The following is an 18,564-nucleotide window of genomic DNA, read 5'->3' as shown; positions in this document are numbered from 1 at the left end:
CCGATCCCTTAACTTGAATGGCAACTTACAGATAACAATCAGGAGATGGGATGAAACCTCAAAGTTGGACCTTGTTGTTGGCGCTGATCGCGGTACCCGGATTGGCGCAGGCGGCACAGGAGAGGGAGGCCGCCGACGTCATCAGCGAAAGCACTCAGGCCGAAGGTTTTATCAATCTCTTTTATGATGCCAAGGCCGGGCAGCTGTATCTGGAACCGAGCAGACTCAACCAGCCTATGTTGCTGCTCTCCAGCTTGCCCCACGGCGTTGGCTCTAACGACATAGGGCTCGACCGGGGGCAACTGGGATATACCCGCATGGTGCAATTTGAACGCCAGGGGCCCTATATTCTGCTCAAACAGCTCAACACCCGTTTTCGTGCCGATACCGATGACCAAGCCGAGCAAAGAGCCGTGCATGAAGCTTTTGCCGAATCTGTGCTCTGGCGCGGCAAACTCCTGCCGGGAAAACGTCTGCTGGTGCCGGTCAATGACTTGATGTTGCAGGACCTACACGGCATCAGCCAACAGTTGGCGGCCAGGGGCCAAGGGCATTATCGTCTGGACACCAGCCGCTCAGTGGTGTTGCCAACCTCGGTCAAGTCGTTCGAGCGTAATTCGGATGTGGATGTGCAGCTGACCTTTGCCAGTGATAAGGCCGGCGCCAGAGTCGCCGAGGTGACTCCGGATGGTCAGGCACTGTCTCTGAGACTACGCTACTCCTTTATCGCCTTACCTGAGCCGGGTTATCAGGCGCGCCGTTATCATCCCATGAGTGGTTATCTGTCCGATGAATACAAGGATTATGCCACCGCCATAGATCAGGATATCAACCAGCGCTTCTTGCTGCGCCACCGGCTGCAGAAGGTCAATCCCGGCCCCGAGCCAAGCGAAGTGGTTGAACCCATTACCTATTATCTGGATCCCGGTGTACCAGAGCCGATTCGTGGTGCCTTGCTCGAAGGCGGTCGCTGGTGGGAGCAGGCTTTTAATGAGGCGGGGTTTATAAATGGTTTCAAGTTGGAGCTATTGCCGGAAGGTGCCGACCCTCAGGATGTGCGCTACAACGTGATCCAGTGGGTACACAGGGCCAGTCGTGGCTGGTCCTACGGTGCGGCGGTGACAGATCCCCGCAGCGGTGAAATCATCAAGGGCCAGGTCACTCTGGGGAGTCTGCGGGTGCGTCAGGATCACCTGATTGCCCGTGGTCTCACTGCCGGGTGGGAAGACAGACAAGCGGCCGATGCAGCCGCCATGGCCTTATCTCTGGCGCGTATTCGCCAGTTATCGGCTCATGAAATCGGTCACACCCTGGGGCTGGATCATAACTTTGCCGCCTCCACCAATAACAACGCCTCTGTGATGGATTACCCCCATCCCTATGTACGCCTCGACGGCAAACGGGTGGACATCAGCCAGCCTTACGCCGAAGGGTTGGGCGCCTGGGATAAGTTTGCCATCAAGTACGGTTATGGTGACTTTGGTGATGAGGCCCAAACCCAGGCCGCGCTCAAATCGCTGCTCAAAGAGGTGCAGCAACAGGGGCTGAGATACATAGGCGAGGGTGACTCGCGAGCGGCTTCAGCCGCCCATGCTTATGCCAGTCTTTGGGACAGAGGCGAGGATCCGGTCAAGGAGTTGGCCAGAATGCAGCTGGTCAGGCGCCAGGCGCTTGAGACATTCTCCGCCAAGGCGCTGTTGCCGGAGCAACCCTTGGGCGAACTCAGTGATGCCCTTGTGCCCATCTATCTGTTGAATCGTTACCAGATCAGCGCCGCGGCCAAGTTTGTCGGCGGCATTGACTACAATTACCTGGCAGATGCCAATAGCGGTAACTGGCATTTTATTGCGCCGGAATTGCAGAAGCGGGCACTCGATACCGTGCTGGCGACTCTGGATCCCAGAGAACTGTATCTGCCAACTGAGCTTCTGGAGCAACTGGTGCCCAAGGCCGGTAACTATTACCGCAGCCGCGAGAGTTTTGCCTCATCTCTGGGGGTTGCCGTGGATCAGCTGAGCATGGCAGAAGTGCTCAGTCGCCATACAGTGTCGACGCTGTTGAACCCTGAGCGGCTCAACCGAGTGGATCAGGCCTTTACCAGGGACACAGAGCAGCTGTCGGTAGAGGATTTGCTGGATAGATTGCTGGCTAAGACACTGCTGAAATCTCTGCCTTCGGGAGATCAGACCAGTATTGCGATGCGGGTCAATGCTGTGGTTTTGGATGGCATGTTGCAGAGTTTCGAGAGTGACGCCAGTAGTCCGGAAGTTAAAGCCATATTGAGAATGAAGCTGGATTATCTGCTTAAGCAGTTGCCCAGAAAGGAAAAAAGAAGTTCAGGTTACAAGGCGGCTCACTATGGACAACTGCAAGCTGTGCTTGAGCAGGCACTGAAACAAGCCGGGGTTAGAGCGATCAATAAACCTGCGGAAATGCCACCGGGCTCGCCGATTTAGTACGTCGTAAGGTATTGATTATGTGACATAATTATTTTATTACCTTATATTGGCATCTTTCATGTTCCAGAGGTTCGGGCCCATTTTGCACCGAGCCTCTGTTTTTTTTAGGGAATTGGTTATGCCAAAAATTCTGTTTCTCAGAGTCTGGCTTGGCAGCTTATTGCTGCTGCTCTGTTTCATTGCCAAGGCCGATGGGCTAAGCCTTAGCCCCCGCGTACACCAGGGCCAACTGGATAACGGTCTTAAATATCAATTGGTGGATAACAAGACTCCGTCGAATGCCATAGTGATGCGGATGCGGATCGCTTCCGGCTCACTGAATGAGGCGGAAAATGAGCAGGGGCTAATGCACCTGCTGGAGCATATGGCATTTAAAGGCTCCGTCGCTATCCCGGAAGGGGATATGATCCCAAGGTTGCAGCGTCTTGGTTTGAGTTTTGGGGCCGATACCAATGCCGTGACTGAATTTACCCAGACAGTCTATAAGTTCAACATCACTCAAGGGAATGAGCTAAAGCTGGATACCGGGCTGATGTTGATGCGGGAAATTGCCGACAGGCTCACTCTGGATCCCAAGGCGCTTGAACAGGAAAAAGCCGTGGTGCTGGCCGAGCTTAAAGAACGTCAGTCGGCTGAGCTTGAAAATTATCGAAACCAACTGCGTTTCTGGTATCCCTCCAACCTACTATCAAAGCGTTTCCCTATTGGCGAAGCAGATATCATCAAGGCGGCAGATGTCGCCAAGCTGCGATCTTTGTACCAACGTTTCTATACCCCGGAGCGGACAACGCTGATCCTGGTAGGCGACCTGGACATTGCCCGTACTGAAGCCCAAATCAAGCAGTTGTTCGCCGATTGGAAGCCGCACCCTCAGGCGGTTGCCCCGGCACAGGTGAAGCTTTCTCCGCCTGTAGTCAGAAAGCAGCCTCAGGCAGACACTTTCTTCGACCCCAGTTTGCCGACTCAAGTCTCTCTTGGGGTGCTGACGCCCAGAACACCAAAGCCTGACAGTATTGAAAAGCGTCAACAGCAGATGCTTGAGTCGCTGCTGGGGAGTATGCTTTATCAGAGGTTGCTGCCACACCTGTTTGCCGAGGAAGGTGTGAGCCATGCTTCTGTTGAGTTAGGTGAAGAGTTTGGCACTGCGGTAAGGGTGGAATTGGCTCTGGAGACCCAGGAAGATAACTGGAAGGATGGGGTGGTACTGTTGGAGCAGACCATACGCCAGGCCTTGCAATACGGTTTCAGCAGTGAAGAGCTGCAGCAGGCGCTGAAGAGCCAACATAAGCACTACCAGCGCAGTCTGGCCGGCAGTAACACCATTCACAGCCTGAATATGGCCGAGGCTTTGGTATCAATGGATGCCGAGGCCATGATACTGATAGAACCAGCAGATGAGCTGGCCATTTTTGAGGCCTTGGCGCCGCAGGTTACGCCGGCGCTTATCCAACAGACACTGGCAGAACTCTGGCAGGGGCAACCCGGTATCTATCTTTCCGCTGCCAAGGCGCCAACCGCGGTAGAAACACAACTCTTGGCGGCATATCAGCAGAGTCAGCTGCAGCCGGTTACTCCCTATAAGGCTAAACAAGCCAGCGAGTTTGCTTATCAAAGCTTTGGTGAACCCGGGAAGATAGTGGCCGATAAACGGGATCCCGATACCGGAATACGCCAGTTACGTTTTGCCAATGGCACTCTGCTTAACCTTAAATCCACCGAATTTGAACAGAACAATGTGGCTATCAGCTTGTCATTGGGATTCGGTGATTTGCCATTTCCGCGCCAAGAAGGTTTGGGCACTCTGTTCAATAATGCTTTTATTTACGGTGGGCTGGAGCAGCACTCCTGGCAACAGCTGGGGGATATCTTTGCCGGGCAGAATATCTCGGCAAATATTGGCGTCAGTACTGAAGGCTTTGGCGGCGTGACCAATACCAATGCCGATGAACTCAGAACTCAGCTGGGGTTACAGGCCGCCTTTTTAACCGCCCCGGGCTGGCGCCAGGAAGCCATCAACCTCTTTCGGCAGCAAGTTAAGGCTGAAAGTCAGAGCCGCAACGCCAATCCTAATAGCGCTTTCTGGGATGGTCTGAGTGGACTCCTGCACCCCGGCGATCCCCGATATGGTTACGGCCGGGAAGAGCAGGTGTTGCAGCGGGACTTTGCAGAAATAGCCAAGGTATTGGCATCGGCGCTGGATAAGGGAATGCTGGAAATCGCGCTGGTGGGAGATTTCGATGAGGCTCAAGGGATAAAAGCAGTCACCGAGACATTCGGTGCCATCGAGCGGCATCCGGCCAAGGAGTCGGCCTTCGAGCGGCTGGTATTCCCCAAGGTGCCGGCACAGAGCCAAATTTTCCATCGGGGCGCCGAGAATTCGGCGGCACTGGCCTGGCTGTGGCCGACCACCGACATGCAGGATGTTCGGCGTCACAGTGAGCTGATATTACTCGAGCAGGTGATGGACATTTTGTTGAATGAAGAAGTCAGGGAAAAAGCCGGCGCCGGATATTCGCCCTATACCTTTAATTATGTCGATTGGCATCCAACAGGTTACGGTTATCTGGGGCTGTTTACTGTCACAGATGCCGCCAAGCTGAAGGCGGCCGAACAGGGCTTTGCCGCGGTCGTAGCCAGAGTCATGGCCAAGGGTGGCATAGATGCTGAACTGCTGGAGCGGGCGCGTCAGCCCTTGCTGCAATGGTTGCAAAGTGCTCCTGCCAGCAACGACTTTTGGTTGGATCTGGCAGCAACGGCCCAGACTCGGCCGGGCCGTTGGCTGGGATTTCAACAACGACAGCAAATACTGGGGCAACTGGATGGTGAAGCCCTGGAAGCCGTGGCTCGAGAGTATCTTCAGAATGATCGCCGCTTGAGCGTGACGACAACTTACGCCAACTAAGCGCTGGTTTTGGGATTTCTCGGATAGAAGCGCTCCGGCTTGCGCTGCAGGTGTTCGAACCTGCGGGTATTTTTATAGGGCAGCTTCATAAACCCCGAGACGCCTTGACCTTGGATCTTGTCCACATGACTGAGGATCCTGTCCAGACAGGCGCGAAACTGCGCCTGTTTTCTCGGGTTGAGTAGTCTAAGGTAACTGTGGATCTTCATATGAGTTGGCAGGGCTTCGAAGATGATACAGCCTGTGTGGTGTATCTGGTTGAGCCAGCCAAGTTCAGTCATGATTTCCGCAGGCAGCTCCAGGTTTTCATCCGGATCCCGGCCATCTTCAAAGTAGGAGTGCAGCCGGGATTGATCTTCGAGTGTCGGCACATCGCCCACCTCAAAGGGCAGCAGCTGATCTGCCTTGGCCTTGAACGGCTCTGAAGGGCCGCTTCGCTCCAGGTGCAGGGTATCTTTGGCGTTGAAGAAACAGGCCTTGAAGATACCTATGCGATGAATTCCCCGGGCCAGAGTCACCATGTTGTTGACCGCTTGAATTAATGCCGGCCTGAGCTCTTCATCATAAAGGGCCAGGTTGGAGTCGATATAGACGCCTGTCTCCTGCCAATGAATCGCCAAACCGCCCACAATCGGATACTGACCCAGGCGGCCAACGGCGGCGATAAAGCCCTTCTCTGTGTCTCCCATGCCGGCGAGGAAGTTGCGGTAGTACTTCTCCAGCTGAATATCTTCGGCGCGAATAGCCTCGGCATCGGCGTCCGGATGATGGCTGCGCAGAAACGATTTCCGCGAACTGTAGCTGACTGTTTCCACGTCCCGGGCCCGTTTCTGTACCCAGACGGGGATCTCGGCATTCAGCTCCTGTGGCAACGGTGGCAGTAAAAGATGCTGGCTGTATCTCATGCTGCGCAGGAAGTAGTCGCCGGCCTTGAGACGGGTGAGTGGATCTGAGCCCAACATGCCTTCGAGGATCCTGGCCAGTTCTAGCGGCAGACCTATGCTGGTGGGCGGGATCACTTGGGAACCGAAGCGGCTGGCCTGGCCGGACGCCAGAGCATAGAGGGTGGCGGCAACCCCTTGTTCATCAAACCTGGGGCTGGAAAGCGCCCCCGAGAGTTGCTCATCGCCGATAAAATAAACATCGCCCATGCGGGCGTTGGTATGCTGTTGATCGCTCGACATTAGCTCCATCACATTGCCGCCGACCGGGCGGTTATCGGCATCGCGCTGGGCAAATACCGCCGAGCCCCAGTCAATCAAAGACAACTTGTCTTCTTCTGGGTCATAAACCAGGTTGGAAGGTTTGATATCCCCATGAACCAAGGGTCTGCCGCTGCGCAGATATTGCAGCAGATCTGCCAACTGCCTGGCAATGCTCATGATTTCCGCCACAGGTAAGGCTCCATGCCGACGACAGCGCTGATCCAGATCCTGGCCCTGAGCTCTGGCCATCACCAGGATCCCCTGGCGTCCAACTCTGTCGAACTTTATCAGTGGTGGCACATTGGGATGATTGACCTGAGACAGCATGAAGGCTTCTTCTTCCAGTCTGTCCTGTACCTGTTGGGGCAGGGTGATGCGGGAGAACTTGAACACATGTTCCTGGCCATGGCGGTTTCGTCCGGCGAACACAAAACCATAGGCGCCTTTGCCTATCAGTTGCGGGTCATCATAGCCCAACTTGATCAGTTGCTGGCGGCAGAGGCGGATCCAGGCTCTGTGCTTGCGAGCGTCATCGGCCTTAAGCAGATAGACAGATTGCTCTTCAGAAATATAAAAGTGCTGCAGCTCAGGTGTTTGCAAGCGATTTCTCCATTGGCAGAGGCAAGGATACAAAATAACAACAAGCAGAAGCTCATTAAAACAGCAAGGGATAACCGCGGCAAGTTGTGACTCTGGGATCCAGCTCAGAACAAGGCTTCCTAGCGTATCCTTTTGGACGGCACTTTGACCTATATCAATTTCATTGCGCCCTCCCCAGAGTAACCTGTTTGCAACAAGCCGCAGTGGCAGAAGAGATTTGGAGGCCTTATGTCAGTGCCAGATAAGCAGGAGCTGATCGCATTGTTCGAGTATGCCCGCCCCAGGGTGATACAGTCGATGGAATTGCGTCATTGTCCCCATGCGGGTTTTTATAATCCAGTGGATGAACGCTGTAATTTTTGTCATCAGGGCATGGAATGTATCTGGATGAACCAGAATGATGAGCTGGTGGATCTGGAGCAGAAATCACTCGAAGAGTTGAGGCAGCAGTTATTGATAGCGGTCGACTTTGTCGATTCCAGCCTGAGCCCGCATCATTTGTCACGGCGCAAATGTCAGTGTGATAACTGCAATTGGCTGCGCAAGGTGCAGGAGACCCTGGCCAGATTAGCCTGATACCACCCCACCCCCAAGTTTGACTTGCCACTCAGTGATGCCGGATTATTGGGCTAAGCGAACTTCCTGATGGAATGGTATTGGAATTGCGCGATACCATTCTTTATCTGGGATCAATTCCAAATAATCTGCTACATATCCATCTTAGTTATAACCATATGTTTTTATATGGTTTATTGATTAATGGCACAAACATTATCCTAACGCTGTTTAAAATGCGCCATGGCAGCCACAGATATGGCAAAATAATGCCATTGCTTATCAACCAGACTCAGAAGATGAACAGGATCAAGAAACGCTTTGTGGCCGGTGCCAAATGTCCCAAATGTCAGGCTCAGGACAGCATAGTGCTGTTCAAGGAGAACGGCATAGAAACGGTCGAGTGCGTCGAGTGTGATTACCGCGAGCAGCAGACCGATGACAAGGTCAGTGACAAGGCGACCGGTGAAGTGATAGGCCTGTTCAAACCTGAATAATATTCTTTAAAACCCGCAGCGGATCCCGCTTTCTTTACCGGCCCTTCAATTGCCAAGGGTGGGGCTTTCCATTAATTTAAGGGTTTTGCTGTATTGAGGCGGTTTGCCCGCCTGTTGCCGCGAGTGCCGGTGCCTCTGGCCTTTTGGCGCTTGCTGTCTGCATAAGGATTTATATGCCAAGCTTGATTCGAATAGTGCTGATCGACACCCATCTGCCGGGCGTGGTGGAGCTGAAGCTCGATGGACATACCAATATCTGTGGTACCAACGCCTCGGGCAAGACCACGTTGCAGCGTCTGGTGCCTGTATTTTACGGTGAATACCCCAGCCGGGTCGTGCCTTCGACCCGTGACAGCTTCGAGCGCTGGTATCTGCCCAGAGAATCCAGCTATATCATTTACGAATACCAAAAGAGTGATGGCTTGCTGTATCAGGCGGTGCTGGCCTCGGCCGGCGACGGCAAAGGGGTCAACTATCGCTTTATCGCCAAGGGATTTGAACTGGAAGACTATATCAAGTCCCAAAACGGCGACACTATTTTGTGCCATACCATGGCCGAACTGGGCCGCGAGATGAAACGCGCTGGAGTGAACCATACCAAGCTTTTGAATACCCGAGAGTTTCGCGCCATCATCCAGAATGACCGTACCTTGCTCAACACAGGCACCAGCCGCACTGAGCTGCGCAGCTATGCCCGTTTGTTCTCTCTGTGCGAGGCCGACCATTCACTGCGCCATATCGAAAAACTGGCCAAGGCGGTGCATTCCAAAGAAGGCAAAATGGAAACGGTCAAGTCGATGATCGCCGCCATTTTGGAAGAGGATGGCGTTAACCCGCCGGCATCAAGGCTCAATCCACAACGAGTCGAGGCCTGGATCCGCGAGAGTCAGCTGATCGCCGGGTTCGAGCAGATCCGTCCCGAATTTGACAAGCTGGAGCAGGAGTTCAACGAACTGCTGTCGGCCGAACTGCGTCTTGGCAGCCTGGCCAAGGGTTATCGCAATGACGAAGTGCTGGAGGCCCAGCGTCAGGAGCAAAATCAGACCCTGTCGCGGGAGCTGAACTTCCGTCTCAAGGCATTGGACGATGAGTGGAAAGAGCAGCGCGACGAGCTTAACCAGGAGCTGTCTGCCGCCAAGGGAGATGTCGCCAAGCTGGAGTATGAACTCGACGCCATCGAAAACCAGCATGCGGCGTTTCTCGATGCCGATATCGAACAGGCCAAGGCCAATCTGGAACAGCTGCCGCTGTGGCGTAGCGATCTTGAGAACCTCAGCGAAAGACACAAGCTGCAGACAGAGAAGCACCAGGACATAGAAGCCGCCTATAACGCCCGTCGCAGCAAGATTGGCGAACAGCTCAATAAGGAGCTGGAAAAGCTGCAGCAGGAGCTGGATAAGCAACGCGAGGCCCGCGACAAGCAGCGTGAAGTGGCCCGAGAAGACTTGGCGCGCCTCGATGCCGAATTCCGTGAGCAGCAGGAAAACGGCAAGGCCAAATTCCAGGAGCAGGAGTACCAGCTCAAGCTCAATGCGGCCGAGCTCAAGCTGCAGGTCGACAGCGTGACTTATACCGAGGAGGAGAAGCTCAGCCTGGCGGTGTTCGACGAGCGTATCGACCGTGCCGATGCCGAGCAGGAGGCCGCCAACGCCAAGGTGGAGCGGCTGATGAGCGAAGAGCGCAAGCAGCGCTCACTCAGGGATCAGGCCAGCGAATCACTCAGAATTGCCGCGCTCAGAGTCACGGAGCGCCAGGGCGATCTGGACGATCTCAAACACATGCTGTTCCCCCAGTCCCATACCTTACTGGAGTTCCTGCGAAAAGAAGTGCCGGGTTGGGAGCAGCACCTGGGTAAGGTGGTACATCCCGACTTGCTGCACCGCACCGACTTGCACCCGAATGTCGGCGCCGAAAGCGACAGCCTTTTTGGGATCTCATTGGATCTCAAGGCGCTGGAGATCCCCGAATACGCCAGTTCAGAGCCTGAGCTGAGGGCCAAGCTGGCCAAGGCCGAAGATGCGCTGCAAAACGCCTATGGGCTGCAGGAAGAAGCGGAAGAGCGACTGGTGCAGGCCAACGAAGCGCTGGATAAACTGAGCCGTGAGCTGACCTTTGCCCGCACGGCATACAAGAATCTGCGTGACGATTTGCGGCGTCTGTTCGAGGAGCGCCGCACTGTGCAGGAGCAGATTAACAAGGCGTTGGCTGAGCGTAAGGCGCAGGCCGGTAAACGCCTGACGCTGCTGGATCAGGAGATGAAACAGCTGCGCAACCAGCACCTGGAATGGCTGGAGGAACTCAAAGAGCAGGCACTGGATGCCAGAATGGAAAAGAATGCCTACTGGCAGGAAGTGGTCGGCGCGCTGGAGCAGCATCTGGAGCAGCTCAAGGAGAGCATCAATCAGCGTCGCAGTCGTGCCAAAGAGGAGCAAAAAGCCTGCGAGCAGTGGTACAAGAACGAGCTTAAATCCCGCGGGGTGGATGAAGACAAAATTCTCGCCCTCAAGCGGGAGATCCGTGAGCTGGAAGGTGCCATTGCCGCTGCCGAGCAGCGCCGCAGTGAAGTGCTGCGCTATGACGACTGGTATCAGCATACCTGGCTGGTGCGTAAACCCAAGCTGGTGACCGACCTGGGCGAAGTCAAGCGCGCCGCTTCCGAGTTGGATCAGCAATTGAAAACCAAGGCCAACGAAGTCAAACATGCCCGCCAGCAACTGGAGCAACAAAGGCGCCAGTCCGATGCCGCGCAGGTAGAGGCCTCGGAAAACCTCACCAAGTTGCGCGCCTTGCTGCGTAAGCTGGCCGAGCTGAAATTGCCGCGTAACGATGAAGAGCCCCAGGGCAGCCTGGGTGAACGTCTGCGTCAGGGCGAGGAGCTGTTGCTCAAACGGGAGCATCTGCTGGGTTCGGTCAGGCAGTATGTGGATCATTTCGATCAGGTGATTGCCAGCAAGTCAGGCTCCAGCCTATCCGAGTTCTGGGAAAAGGCCCGTGAGGAGTCCAGCTCAGTCAATGACAAGGGCATTCGCCTGCTGGATTACCGCAAGTTGGTGCCGCATCTGGCCCAACTGCTCAATGTGATGGTGCCGCAGTCGATTACCGCGCTGCGTGAACAGGGCCGGATCTTCGGTGTCGACCTGACTGCCTTCTACGATGTTTTGGCCGATATCGACCGCCGTATTGCCTCCCAAAGTGCCCGTATTACCCGCGAAGTCGGGGAGGAGCTGTTCCTTGAAGGCGTCTCCGAATCTGCGGTCAGGATCCGCTCGCGGATCAGCGAACTGGAGTTCTGGCCGGAGCTTGAGCAGTTCGTCAAGGCGTTCCGCGCCTGGAAGGCCGAAGGCTTCACCGGCCTGCCGGATGAGCACTATACCAACAGCATGCGCCGGGCCCTGGATATCATAGGCCGCTCGGCCCTGACCGGCGGTATCGCCAAGCTGCTGGAGATTGAGCTGCGCCTCAAGGAGGGCAACTCGGATCTGGTGATCCGCACCGACCGTCAGCTCAACGAGTCATCCAGTCATGGTATGGCTTATCTGATCCTCTGTAAGTTCCTGCTGGCCTTTACCCGCTTGCTGCGGGGCAAGGCGGATGTCACTGTGCACTGGCCGATTGATGAGCTGGGCACCTTGCACCACGCTAACGTGAAGAAGATCTTCGATGCCTGTGAAAACAACAATATCAGCGTGTTGGGTGCTTTCCCCAACCCTGAGTCCGAGGTACTGAATTTGTTTGCCAACCGCTACATCATCAATAAGCAGACCAAGCGACTGCAGGTGGTTAAACCCAAGGTCGATCCCATAGCGCAAAAGCTCTCTGAGCGCTTGGCCAGGGAGGCGGTGTAATGAGCGAACTGCAAAGCACTATCGTCGGCTCTGGCGCCCTGATTGAGCGCCTGCTCAAGGGTGAATTTATCTGCCGCACCACGGATGAGGAAGGTTGGCGCTCACTCAAGAGCCCGGCCACCCGTGACAGAGTCGAGGCCTATCTCAACCAAATCAACCGCACTGTGGCCCAGGCCGCCGAGGGCGAAGTCTTCTTCTGTGGTTATCTGCAGTTGGGGGAGGACGAGCGTAAAGTGATTTCGGCGCAGTTTCGCGATATCTGCCAGGCGTTGATCCCCATGGTGGAATGGCTGGTATTGGTGCAGGAAGCCAGCGGCCAGGACGCGCCCCTGACCGAAGGCGCGGCGGTGCGGCTTACCGAATTGCAGAGCCGCATTGAGGATACGCCGGCGTTTCGCGAGCAACTGGCCAAGCTGAGCCAGTATCGCTTGTTCGGCTCCAGCTCAAGCAGTGTCGATGGCCAGATCAAACTGGTTTTCAAGCGCTTGCAGGAGCTGGGTTATCTGGTGCGGCCAAATCCGGAAAAACAGATCTATATCGCCACCGGCAAGCTGGATTACCTCTACGAAGTGATCCGTTTTATCGATGAAACCGAAGGCCTCAGTCTGGAGGCTCAGGCTGAAACCGCCACCCAGAGGGATCTGATATGAGCAGCAACCTGCATCAGGCCGGGGTCAAGCTGCTGAGGCTGCTTGGGCGTAACGCCGAACTGGTGATGGACGCCTATCTCTCCGGTAGCTTGGATGAGACCCAGCAGGAACCTGCGCTGCTGAAGAAGCTTACCGACAACGGCATTCTCTGGCGTCCCGAGCCGGACGAACCGCTCAGGTTGTCGCGTAATGTCAGGGCCCTGCTGGAAGAGGGCCTCAAGGATGAGCGTAACCGCCAGATCAACGCCAACGTCGGTTCGGCCCTGGCCACCATCAAGACCTTGGCCAATCACTACCGTGAGGCGCGCGCCAGTGTGGATTACAGCGCCGCCGAGGCCTATCTGGCGGACTTGACCGAACACGTATTCAGCTTCACCGAGAGCCTGCGTTACTCCATTCGTGTGCTCTGGGGACGGATCAATAACGAGTTCGGTTATGTAGGTTCAATTAACGCCAAGATCCGTGAAAACGAGCTGGCCCAGAGCCAGGTATCGGAACTGCTTAACGGCCTGGAGCTGTTTGAGTTTACCGAGCTTGGCGAAATTGCCGGTGATATCCGTGAGCTGCGCCGCCTGCTGGTGACCATGCTGCAGGATACCCTCAGCGATTGCACCCAGGAGCTGAGCGTGGTGCAGGGGCGTCTGCTGGAGTTGCTGGGACGCTTCAGGCAGATCCGCGGTCGTACCCGTTTGCTCAAAGGTTGGTTGCTGTACACAGATTTGCACCCCGACTATCAGGTGGCCGACCATGTGGCGCACAAGCAGGTGCCCGTGCTGTTCAATCATGCCGAGCCCTTGCTGGCACCGGCATCAGTGGATGTGAACAACAGCGGTCAGGAACTGCAATTGATGGAGATGGTGGCCCGTATCAAGGCTATCAGTCGTGACCATCTGCCCAAGAGGTTGCAGGAGCACGACGTGCCGGTTGCGGTTAGTCCTCAGGAAGACTTTGATATGCCGGATAACCCGCTCAAAGAGGCAGTGGATGAGTACTTCTGCGCCGTCATTGACTCGGGCCGCAACACTTCGGCGCTGGAATATCTGCAGCAGCAACAGCTGTCCTGGGATCCGGAAAGCTGGCTCTATCAGGTGATAGGTGGCTTCGAAGGGCTCAGTGAAGAGCACAAGCGCTTCTTTGCCCTGGAGCCTTTGGGTGAACCCCATCCGCTTTATTCGGGTAATTTCATTATCCGCGACGTGGAAGTGGGGCTGAGATAAGCCCAGCTGAGAATGTGATCCGGCGCCGGTTTTTCCCTCTGCCATACCGGCTTTACATTGGTAAAACTCAAGGCGAGACAAGATGACCAATATGGTTGTTTTGTCTCGCAAACTTGTTAATTTTTCTTATTATTCCACCTTACTGATGACTCTGGCTGCACTGCCCTTGCGTCTGCGGCTTTGTTGCGGTGCCAGGGGGCGCCACTTATAATGCTTCGGCCCGCCAGCGGGCAGCTCATTGACTCGTCTGTTAATCAAACGTAAGGAATCGAATAATGCAGAGACGCAATTTTTTAAAAACTGCGGCTATTTTGTCGACGGCCGGTATCATCAGCCCTGTGATGGCGGCCACATCGAAGACCAAGGCCGTCGAGCATTATTCCGCTGACGGCCGCAGACACTTCACCCTGACTCAAGATTACCAACTGATCGCACCCGAGGGCTCAGAGGGCGTGGTCAAGTTGTGGATCCCGCTGGTGGAAGACACTCAGTTTCAGCAAGTTCGTAAGTTGAACTTCAAAGGCAATTTCCAGGACGCCTATATCACTGCCGATAACAGTTATGGTGCCAAGACACTGTTTGCCACCTGGCCTGATGCCAAAGGCAAGATGGAGCTGCAGTTGGTGATGGAGCTGGAAACCCTCGACTGGGAACCGCTGAAAAACGGTGAACTCGAGCATTATCGCGCCCCAAAAACTATCCAGTACCCGGTGGATGTGGAGCGCTATCTGCTGCCTACCAAGCATATGCCCATTGATGGCATAGTGAAGCAGACTGCAGACAAGATTGTTGGCAAGGAAACCGATCCACTGAAAAAGGCCCGCCTTATCTACAACTGGGTCAGCGCCAATATGTTCCGCGACAATGACGTTATCGGCTGCGGCACGGGTGATGTGGCCACTATTCTCGAGAGCGGCAAACTGGGGGGTAAGTGTACTGATATCAACTCGGTATTTGTGGCCTTGGCTCGCGCCGCCGGTATTCCGGCGCGGGAGATGTTCGGGATCCGGGTCGGACAGGCTATTAAGATGGGCAAATACTCCAAGAAAGCTTTCGGTAGCAGTGATGCCAATGGCCTGGCCAAGGTCAGTGGTGGTCAGCACTGCCGTGCCATGTTCTATCTGGCGGGTTACGGTTGGTTGCCGGCCGACCCTGCGGATGTGACCAAGATGCGTTTGACCGAGAACAAGCAACACCAGGATCCCGATGTGCAGGCGGTCAACGACTATCTGTTCGGTAACTGGGAAATGAACTGGGTTGGTTTCAACTTCGGTCGTGACTTTGATCTGGCGCCCATGGCCGAGCAGACGCCGCTGAACAACTTTGGCTATCCTTATGCCGAAGTGGATGGCGACCCTGTGAACTACTATGACCCTAAAGTTTTCGCCTATGATTTCCAGTCAACAGAACAGCTCTAAGGGGTTTTTGGCGACACTGGCAGCAGCCGTTGTTGCCGCTGTCGCCTCCAGTCTGTGCTGTATTGGGCCGCTGATCTATCTGGTGTTTGGAGTATCGGCAGCCTCGCTGTCGGGCATTGAACAGCTCGGCTGGCTGCAAGTGCCCATGCTGGCGCTGTCGACTCTGTTGATCCTGCTGGGCTTTTGGCGTTTGTATTTTTCCAAAAGGCCTCTGTGCACCGCGACCATGAGCCGCACCAGAATGTTGCTGCTCTACTGGCTGGCCGTGCCTGTGGTATTGGCATTTCAACTTTACCCTTTTGTATTACCTTGGCTGTTAGAGGTGTTTGAATGAGAAGCTTGTTACTGGTTTTACTGCTGCTGTGCACGCCGTTTGCCTGGGCGGGAAATCTGGTGGTCACCCTGGATGTTAAAGGCATGACCTGCCCTTTGTGTGTCACGGTAATCAACAAGGCGCTGCGCAAGACAGAGGGCGTGATTAAGGCCAAGTCCTCGCTCAAGACCCAACAGGCCAGAGTGATAGTGCCTGAAGGCTTTGATATGGATGCGTTGATAAAGGCGGTGGATGAAACCGGCTATAAGGGCAGTATCAATAAGATAGAACCAGAGGCCTAAGGACTATGAATTAAGATCTAAGACCTGGTTCATTTAATAGATTCAGCTTGAACCAAAGCTCTGTCCAAAAAAGCGTGCTTTAAGCACGCTTTTTTGATGGATTCAGGCCTTGAGCAATTCCCGGCACAGTTTGACGAAGTCAGAAGAGGTGATTATGCCCTGCACCTTGTTGTGCTCGTCCACAACCGGCAGACAGCCATGCTTGTTGGCAATAAAATAATCCACCACTTGAGTCAGCGGCGCATCGGCCATGAGTGGTTCAAAGTCGGTTTCAATCAAGTCGGCTATCAGGGTGCCGCGTTCCTTTCGTTCCAGCGCCCCCTGGCCGTAGCGGGTCAGCAGATTGACTACTGTGGCAATCATCTTCTTATGGGTAAGTATTCCAACCAGAGTGCCGCTGGTTTCTGAGATCACCGGCAGATGGCGTACGCCGCGGGAATGCATTAGTTGGTGGGCGTCCTTGACGCTGGCGCCATCACTGATACACACCACCTGGGTACTCATGATGTCTTTGACTTTCATTGTTTTGTTCCTTCAGCAGGGCCCTGATAGGGCTAATTATCTGTCCTGTAAGGCATTTTGCCCCCTGTTATCAATGTCTGCAAGTTAAGGGGCTTAAAGCGGGCATCATTTTATTTAACTTACTGAATTCATTTGAATACCAATAGGTATTTACCTGGTTGTCACAATTGTGCAATAGTTTGACTTCACAATCTGGACATCCGACCTCATACCAGCATGATGAAGCGTTTTTAAAGGAATAATAACAATGACCCGTAACTTCTCCCGTCGTGACTTTATTGCCCTCTCAGCCAAAGGTGTTGGCGCTGCCGTGCTTTCATACGGCCTGATGGGCTGCTCCAGTGACAATGATGACAATACAGTCGCCGCCGATTTTCTTCATGGTGTCGCCAGCGGTGATCCCACTCAGGATGCCGTGATTATCTGGACCCGGGTAACGCCGCAAACGGCGGGGGATGTCAGAGTATCCTGGCAGGTGTCCCGTGATGGTGCCTTCAGCGACTTGGTGACCACAGGTGAAATGGTGACCAATGCCGAGCGTGACTACACGGTTAAAGTCGATGCCATAGGGCTGGAGAGCGGCAGCCGCTACTTCTATCGTTTTATGACGGGTGACAAGACATCCACGGTCGGTATGACCAAGACCCTGCCCGAGGGCGCGGTCGATTCGGTTAAACTGGCGGTGATGTCCTGCGCCAATTTCCCGGCCGGTTACTTCAATGTCTATGAACTGGCGGCGCAGCGGGACGATCTCGACGCCATGCTGCACTTGGGCGACTATATCTATGAATATGGCCGTGGTGGCTATGCCAGTGAACATGCCGCCGAGCTGGGCCGGGAGGTGTTGCCGGCGGGAGAGCTGCTGTCCTTGAGCGATTACCGTAGCCGCTATGGTCAGTATCGCGGCGATGCCAGTTTGCAGAAGCTGCACGCCAAGCTGCCGTTTATTACCGTCTGGGACGATCACGAAGTGGCCAACGACACCTGGAAGGATGGTGCCGAAAACCATAACCAAGGGGAGGGGGATTTCGATGCCCGTAAACAGGCGGCATTGCAGGCTTACTTCGAATGGCTGCCTATCCGCCCATGGCGCGAGGGCAATCATGAAGAGATCTACCGCAGTTTCAGCTTCGGCGATCTGCTGGATCTGCATATGCTGGATACCCGGGTGTTGGCCCGTGATAAACAGTTGGACTATGGTAACTATCTGGATCCGGCTACCGGCGCTTTCAACGATAAGCAGTTTCTCGCCGACGTGACCGACACTCAGCGTACGCTTCTGGGCCAGACCCAACTGCTGTGGCTGCAGGGGAAACTGTTGCAATCCAGCGCCAAGTGGCAGCTTTTGGGGCAGCAGATTCTGATGGGGCGGATGATGTTGCCGGCGGCGATAGCCACTCAGCAGCTGTCTATTCCGCAGTTTGCCGAGTTGGCGGCATTGGCCCAGTTGGCGGCTCGTGCTCAGGCCGGCGATCCGACTCTGACCCAAGCGGAACTGACCTATCTGGCTGCCAACCAAGCTAAACTGACGCCGGAAGTGCTGGCACTGTTGCAACTGCCGTCGATTCCTTACAACCTGGATGCCTGGGATGGCTATGCCTATGAACGTGAAGTTGTGCTGGCCACTGCCAGGGCCTCGGGTAAAAACCTGGTGGTGATTGCCGGTGATACCCACAATGCCTGGGCCAATGATCTCAAGGACAAAGATGGCAACATGGTTGGGGTTGAGTTTGCCACCAGTTCGGTTTCCTCCCCTGGGCTTGAGTACTACCTCAACCTGCCACCAGAGCAGATCCCGGCGACAGAGGCGGCCGTTGTAGGGCTGGTGGATGACCTTAAATACGCCAACCTGTTGAACCGGGGTTATATGACGCTGACCTTCAGCAGCGAAGAGGTGGTCAGCGAGTGGTTCTATGTGGACAGCATTCTGAGCAAAGATTTCACTGAAGCAGAGGAGCGCCGTGCCATTGCCCGCTCCTTGGATGGAAAGCCGGGGATCTTGCTTGGCTGATAATTGACTTATATTTTTACCAGCCGATCCACGGTGAGTTTGGATGAAATTGTTCAGCCATGACAAGG

Annotated in this window: 13 protein-coding genes; 11 read left to right on the top strand and 2 right to left on the bottom strand. The window is 54.8% G+C overall.

Features of this window, described 5'->3' with window-relative positions; genetic code table 11:
• The first annotated feature begins 50 nt into the window (after positions 1-50).
• Positions 51-2,456 (top strand): zinc-dependent metalloprotease, encoded by a 2,406-nt coding sequence (locus tag AYI96_RS04630; protein WP_039034943.1) that lies wholly within the window; start codon positions 51-53, stop codon positions 2,454-2,456.
• Between the two features lie 121 nt (positions 2,457-2,577).
• Positions 2,578-5,361 carry a M16 family metallopeptidase gene (locus AYI96_RS04625; protein ID WP_144361086.1) on the top strand — a complete coding sequence of 928 codons (2,784 nt, stop codon included), beginning with the start codon at positions 2,578-2,580 and terminating at the stop codon, positions 5,359-5,361.
• Here AYI96_RS04625 and AYI96_RS04620 read toward each other — a convergent pair.
• Positions 5,358-7,166: a protein kinase domain-containing protein gene (locus AYI96_RS04620; RefSeq protein WP_144361085.1), complete on the bottom strand. Its 1,809-nt coding sequence runs from the start codon at positions 7,164-7,166 to the stop codon at positions 5,358-5,360. The two genes, AYI96_RS04625 and AYI96_RS04620, sit on opposite strands and share 4 nt — an antisense overlap.
• A gap of 228 nt (positions 7,167-7,394) precedes the next feature.
• Between AYI96_RS04620 and AYI96_RS04615 the strand changes: the two genes are divergently transcribed.
• The 8 genes from AYI96_RS04615 to AYI96_RS04580 all read left to right on the top strand — a co-directional run bounded on the left by AYI96_RS04615 (position 7,395) and on the right by AYI96_RS04580 (position 15,963).
• Entirely contained in the window at positions 7,395-7,742 is a 348-nt protein-coding gene (locus tag AYI96_RS04615) for a hypothetical protein (protein ID WP_039034946.1), read from the top strand.
• 278 nt (positions 7,743-8,020) lie between these two features.
• On the top strand, positions 8,021-8,218 hold the full coding sequence (locus AYI96_RS04610) for a YheV family putative zinc ribbon protein (protein WP_039034984.1): 198 nt from the start codon (positions 8,021-8,023) through the stop codon (positions 8,216-8,218).
• 173 nt (positions 8,219-8,391) lie between these two features.
• Positions 8,392-12,063, top strand: coding sequence for an ATP-binding protein (locus AYI96_RS04605; RefSeq protein WP_144361084.1), 3,672 nt, complete (start codon positions 8,392-8,394; stop codon positions 12,061-12,063).
• Positions 12,063-12,713 carry a hypothetical protein gene (locus AYI96_RS04600; RefSeq protein ID WP_025011291.1) on the top strand — a complete coding sequence of 217 codons (651 nt, stop codon included), beginning with the start codon at positions 12,063-12,065 and terminating at the stop codon, positions 12,711-12,713. Before AYI96_RS04605 ends, AYI96_RS04600 begins: the two co-directional genes overlap by 1 nt.
• Positions 12,710-13,930, top strand: a complete 1,221-nt coding sequence (locus AYI96_RS04595) for a phosphoenolpyruvate carboxylase (protein WP_071476737.1) — start codon at positions 12,710-12,712, stop codon at positions 13,928-13,930. Before AYI96_RS04600 ends, AYI96_RS04595 begins: the two co-directional genes overlap by 4 nt.
• A gap of 275 nt (positions 13,931-14,205) precedes the next feature.
• Positions 14,206-15,348 carry a transglutaminase-like domain-containing protein gene (locus AYI96_RS04590; RefSeq protein WP_039034950.1) on the top strand — a complete coding sequence of 381 codons (1,143 nt, stop codon included), beginning with the start codon at positions 14,206-14,208 and terminating at the stop codon, positions 15,346-15,348.
• 16 nt (positions 15,349-15,364) lie between these two features.
• The gene (locus AYI96_RS04585; RefSeq protein WP_037437323.1) at positions 15,365-15,682 is read left to right on the top strand and encodes a mercuric transporter MerT family protein; all 318 of its coding nucleotides are present in this window, start codon (positions 15,365-15,367) and stop codon (positions 15,680-15,682) included.
• On the top strand, positions 15,679-15,963 hold the full coding sequence (locus tag AYI96_RS04580) for a heavy-metal-associated domain-containing protein (RefSeq protein WP_025011288.1): 285 nt from the start codon (positions 15,679-15,681) through the stop codon (positions 15,961-15,963). Before AYI96_RS04585 ends, AYI96_RS04580 begins: the two co-directional genes overlap by 4 nt.
• Before the next feature lie 102 nt (positions 15,964-16,065).
• On the opposite strand, the gene AYI96_RS04575 is transcribed toward AYI96_RS04580, so the two are convergent.
• Positions 16,066-16,485, bottom strand: a complete 420-nt coding sequence (locus AYI96_RS04575; protein WP_039034951.1) for an HPP family protein — start codon at positions 16,483-16,485, stop codon at positions 16,066-16,068.
• A gap of 247 nt (positions 16,486-16,732) precedes the next feature.
• Here AYI96_RS04575 and AYI96_RS04570 point away from each other — a divergent pair, with 247 nt between their 5' ends.
• A complete protein-coding gene (locus AYI96_RS04570) occupies positions 16,733-18,496 on the top strand; it encodes an alkaline phosphatase D family protein (protein ID WP_039034952.1) in 1,764 nt (587 codons plus the stop codon).
• The last annotated feature ends 68 nt before the right edge of the window (positions 18,497-18,564 follow it).

Source organism: Shewanella sp. MSW (assembly GCF_007636515.1).
Taxonomy (GTDB): Bacteria; Pseudomonadota; Gammaproteobacteria; order Enterobacterales; family Shewanellaceae; genus Shewanella; species Shewanella indica.
The sequence above is the reverse complement of the archived record's forward strand: the minus strand, read 5'-3'. Positions and strand labels throughout refer to the sequence as shown.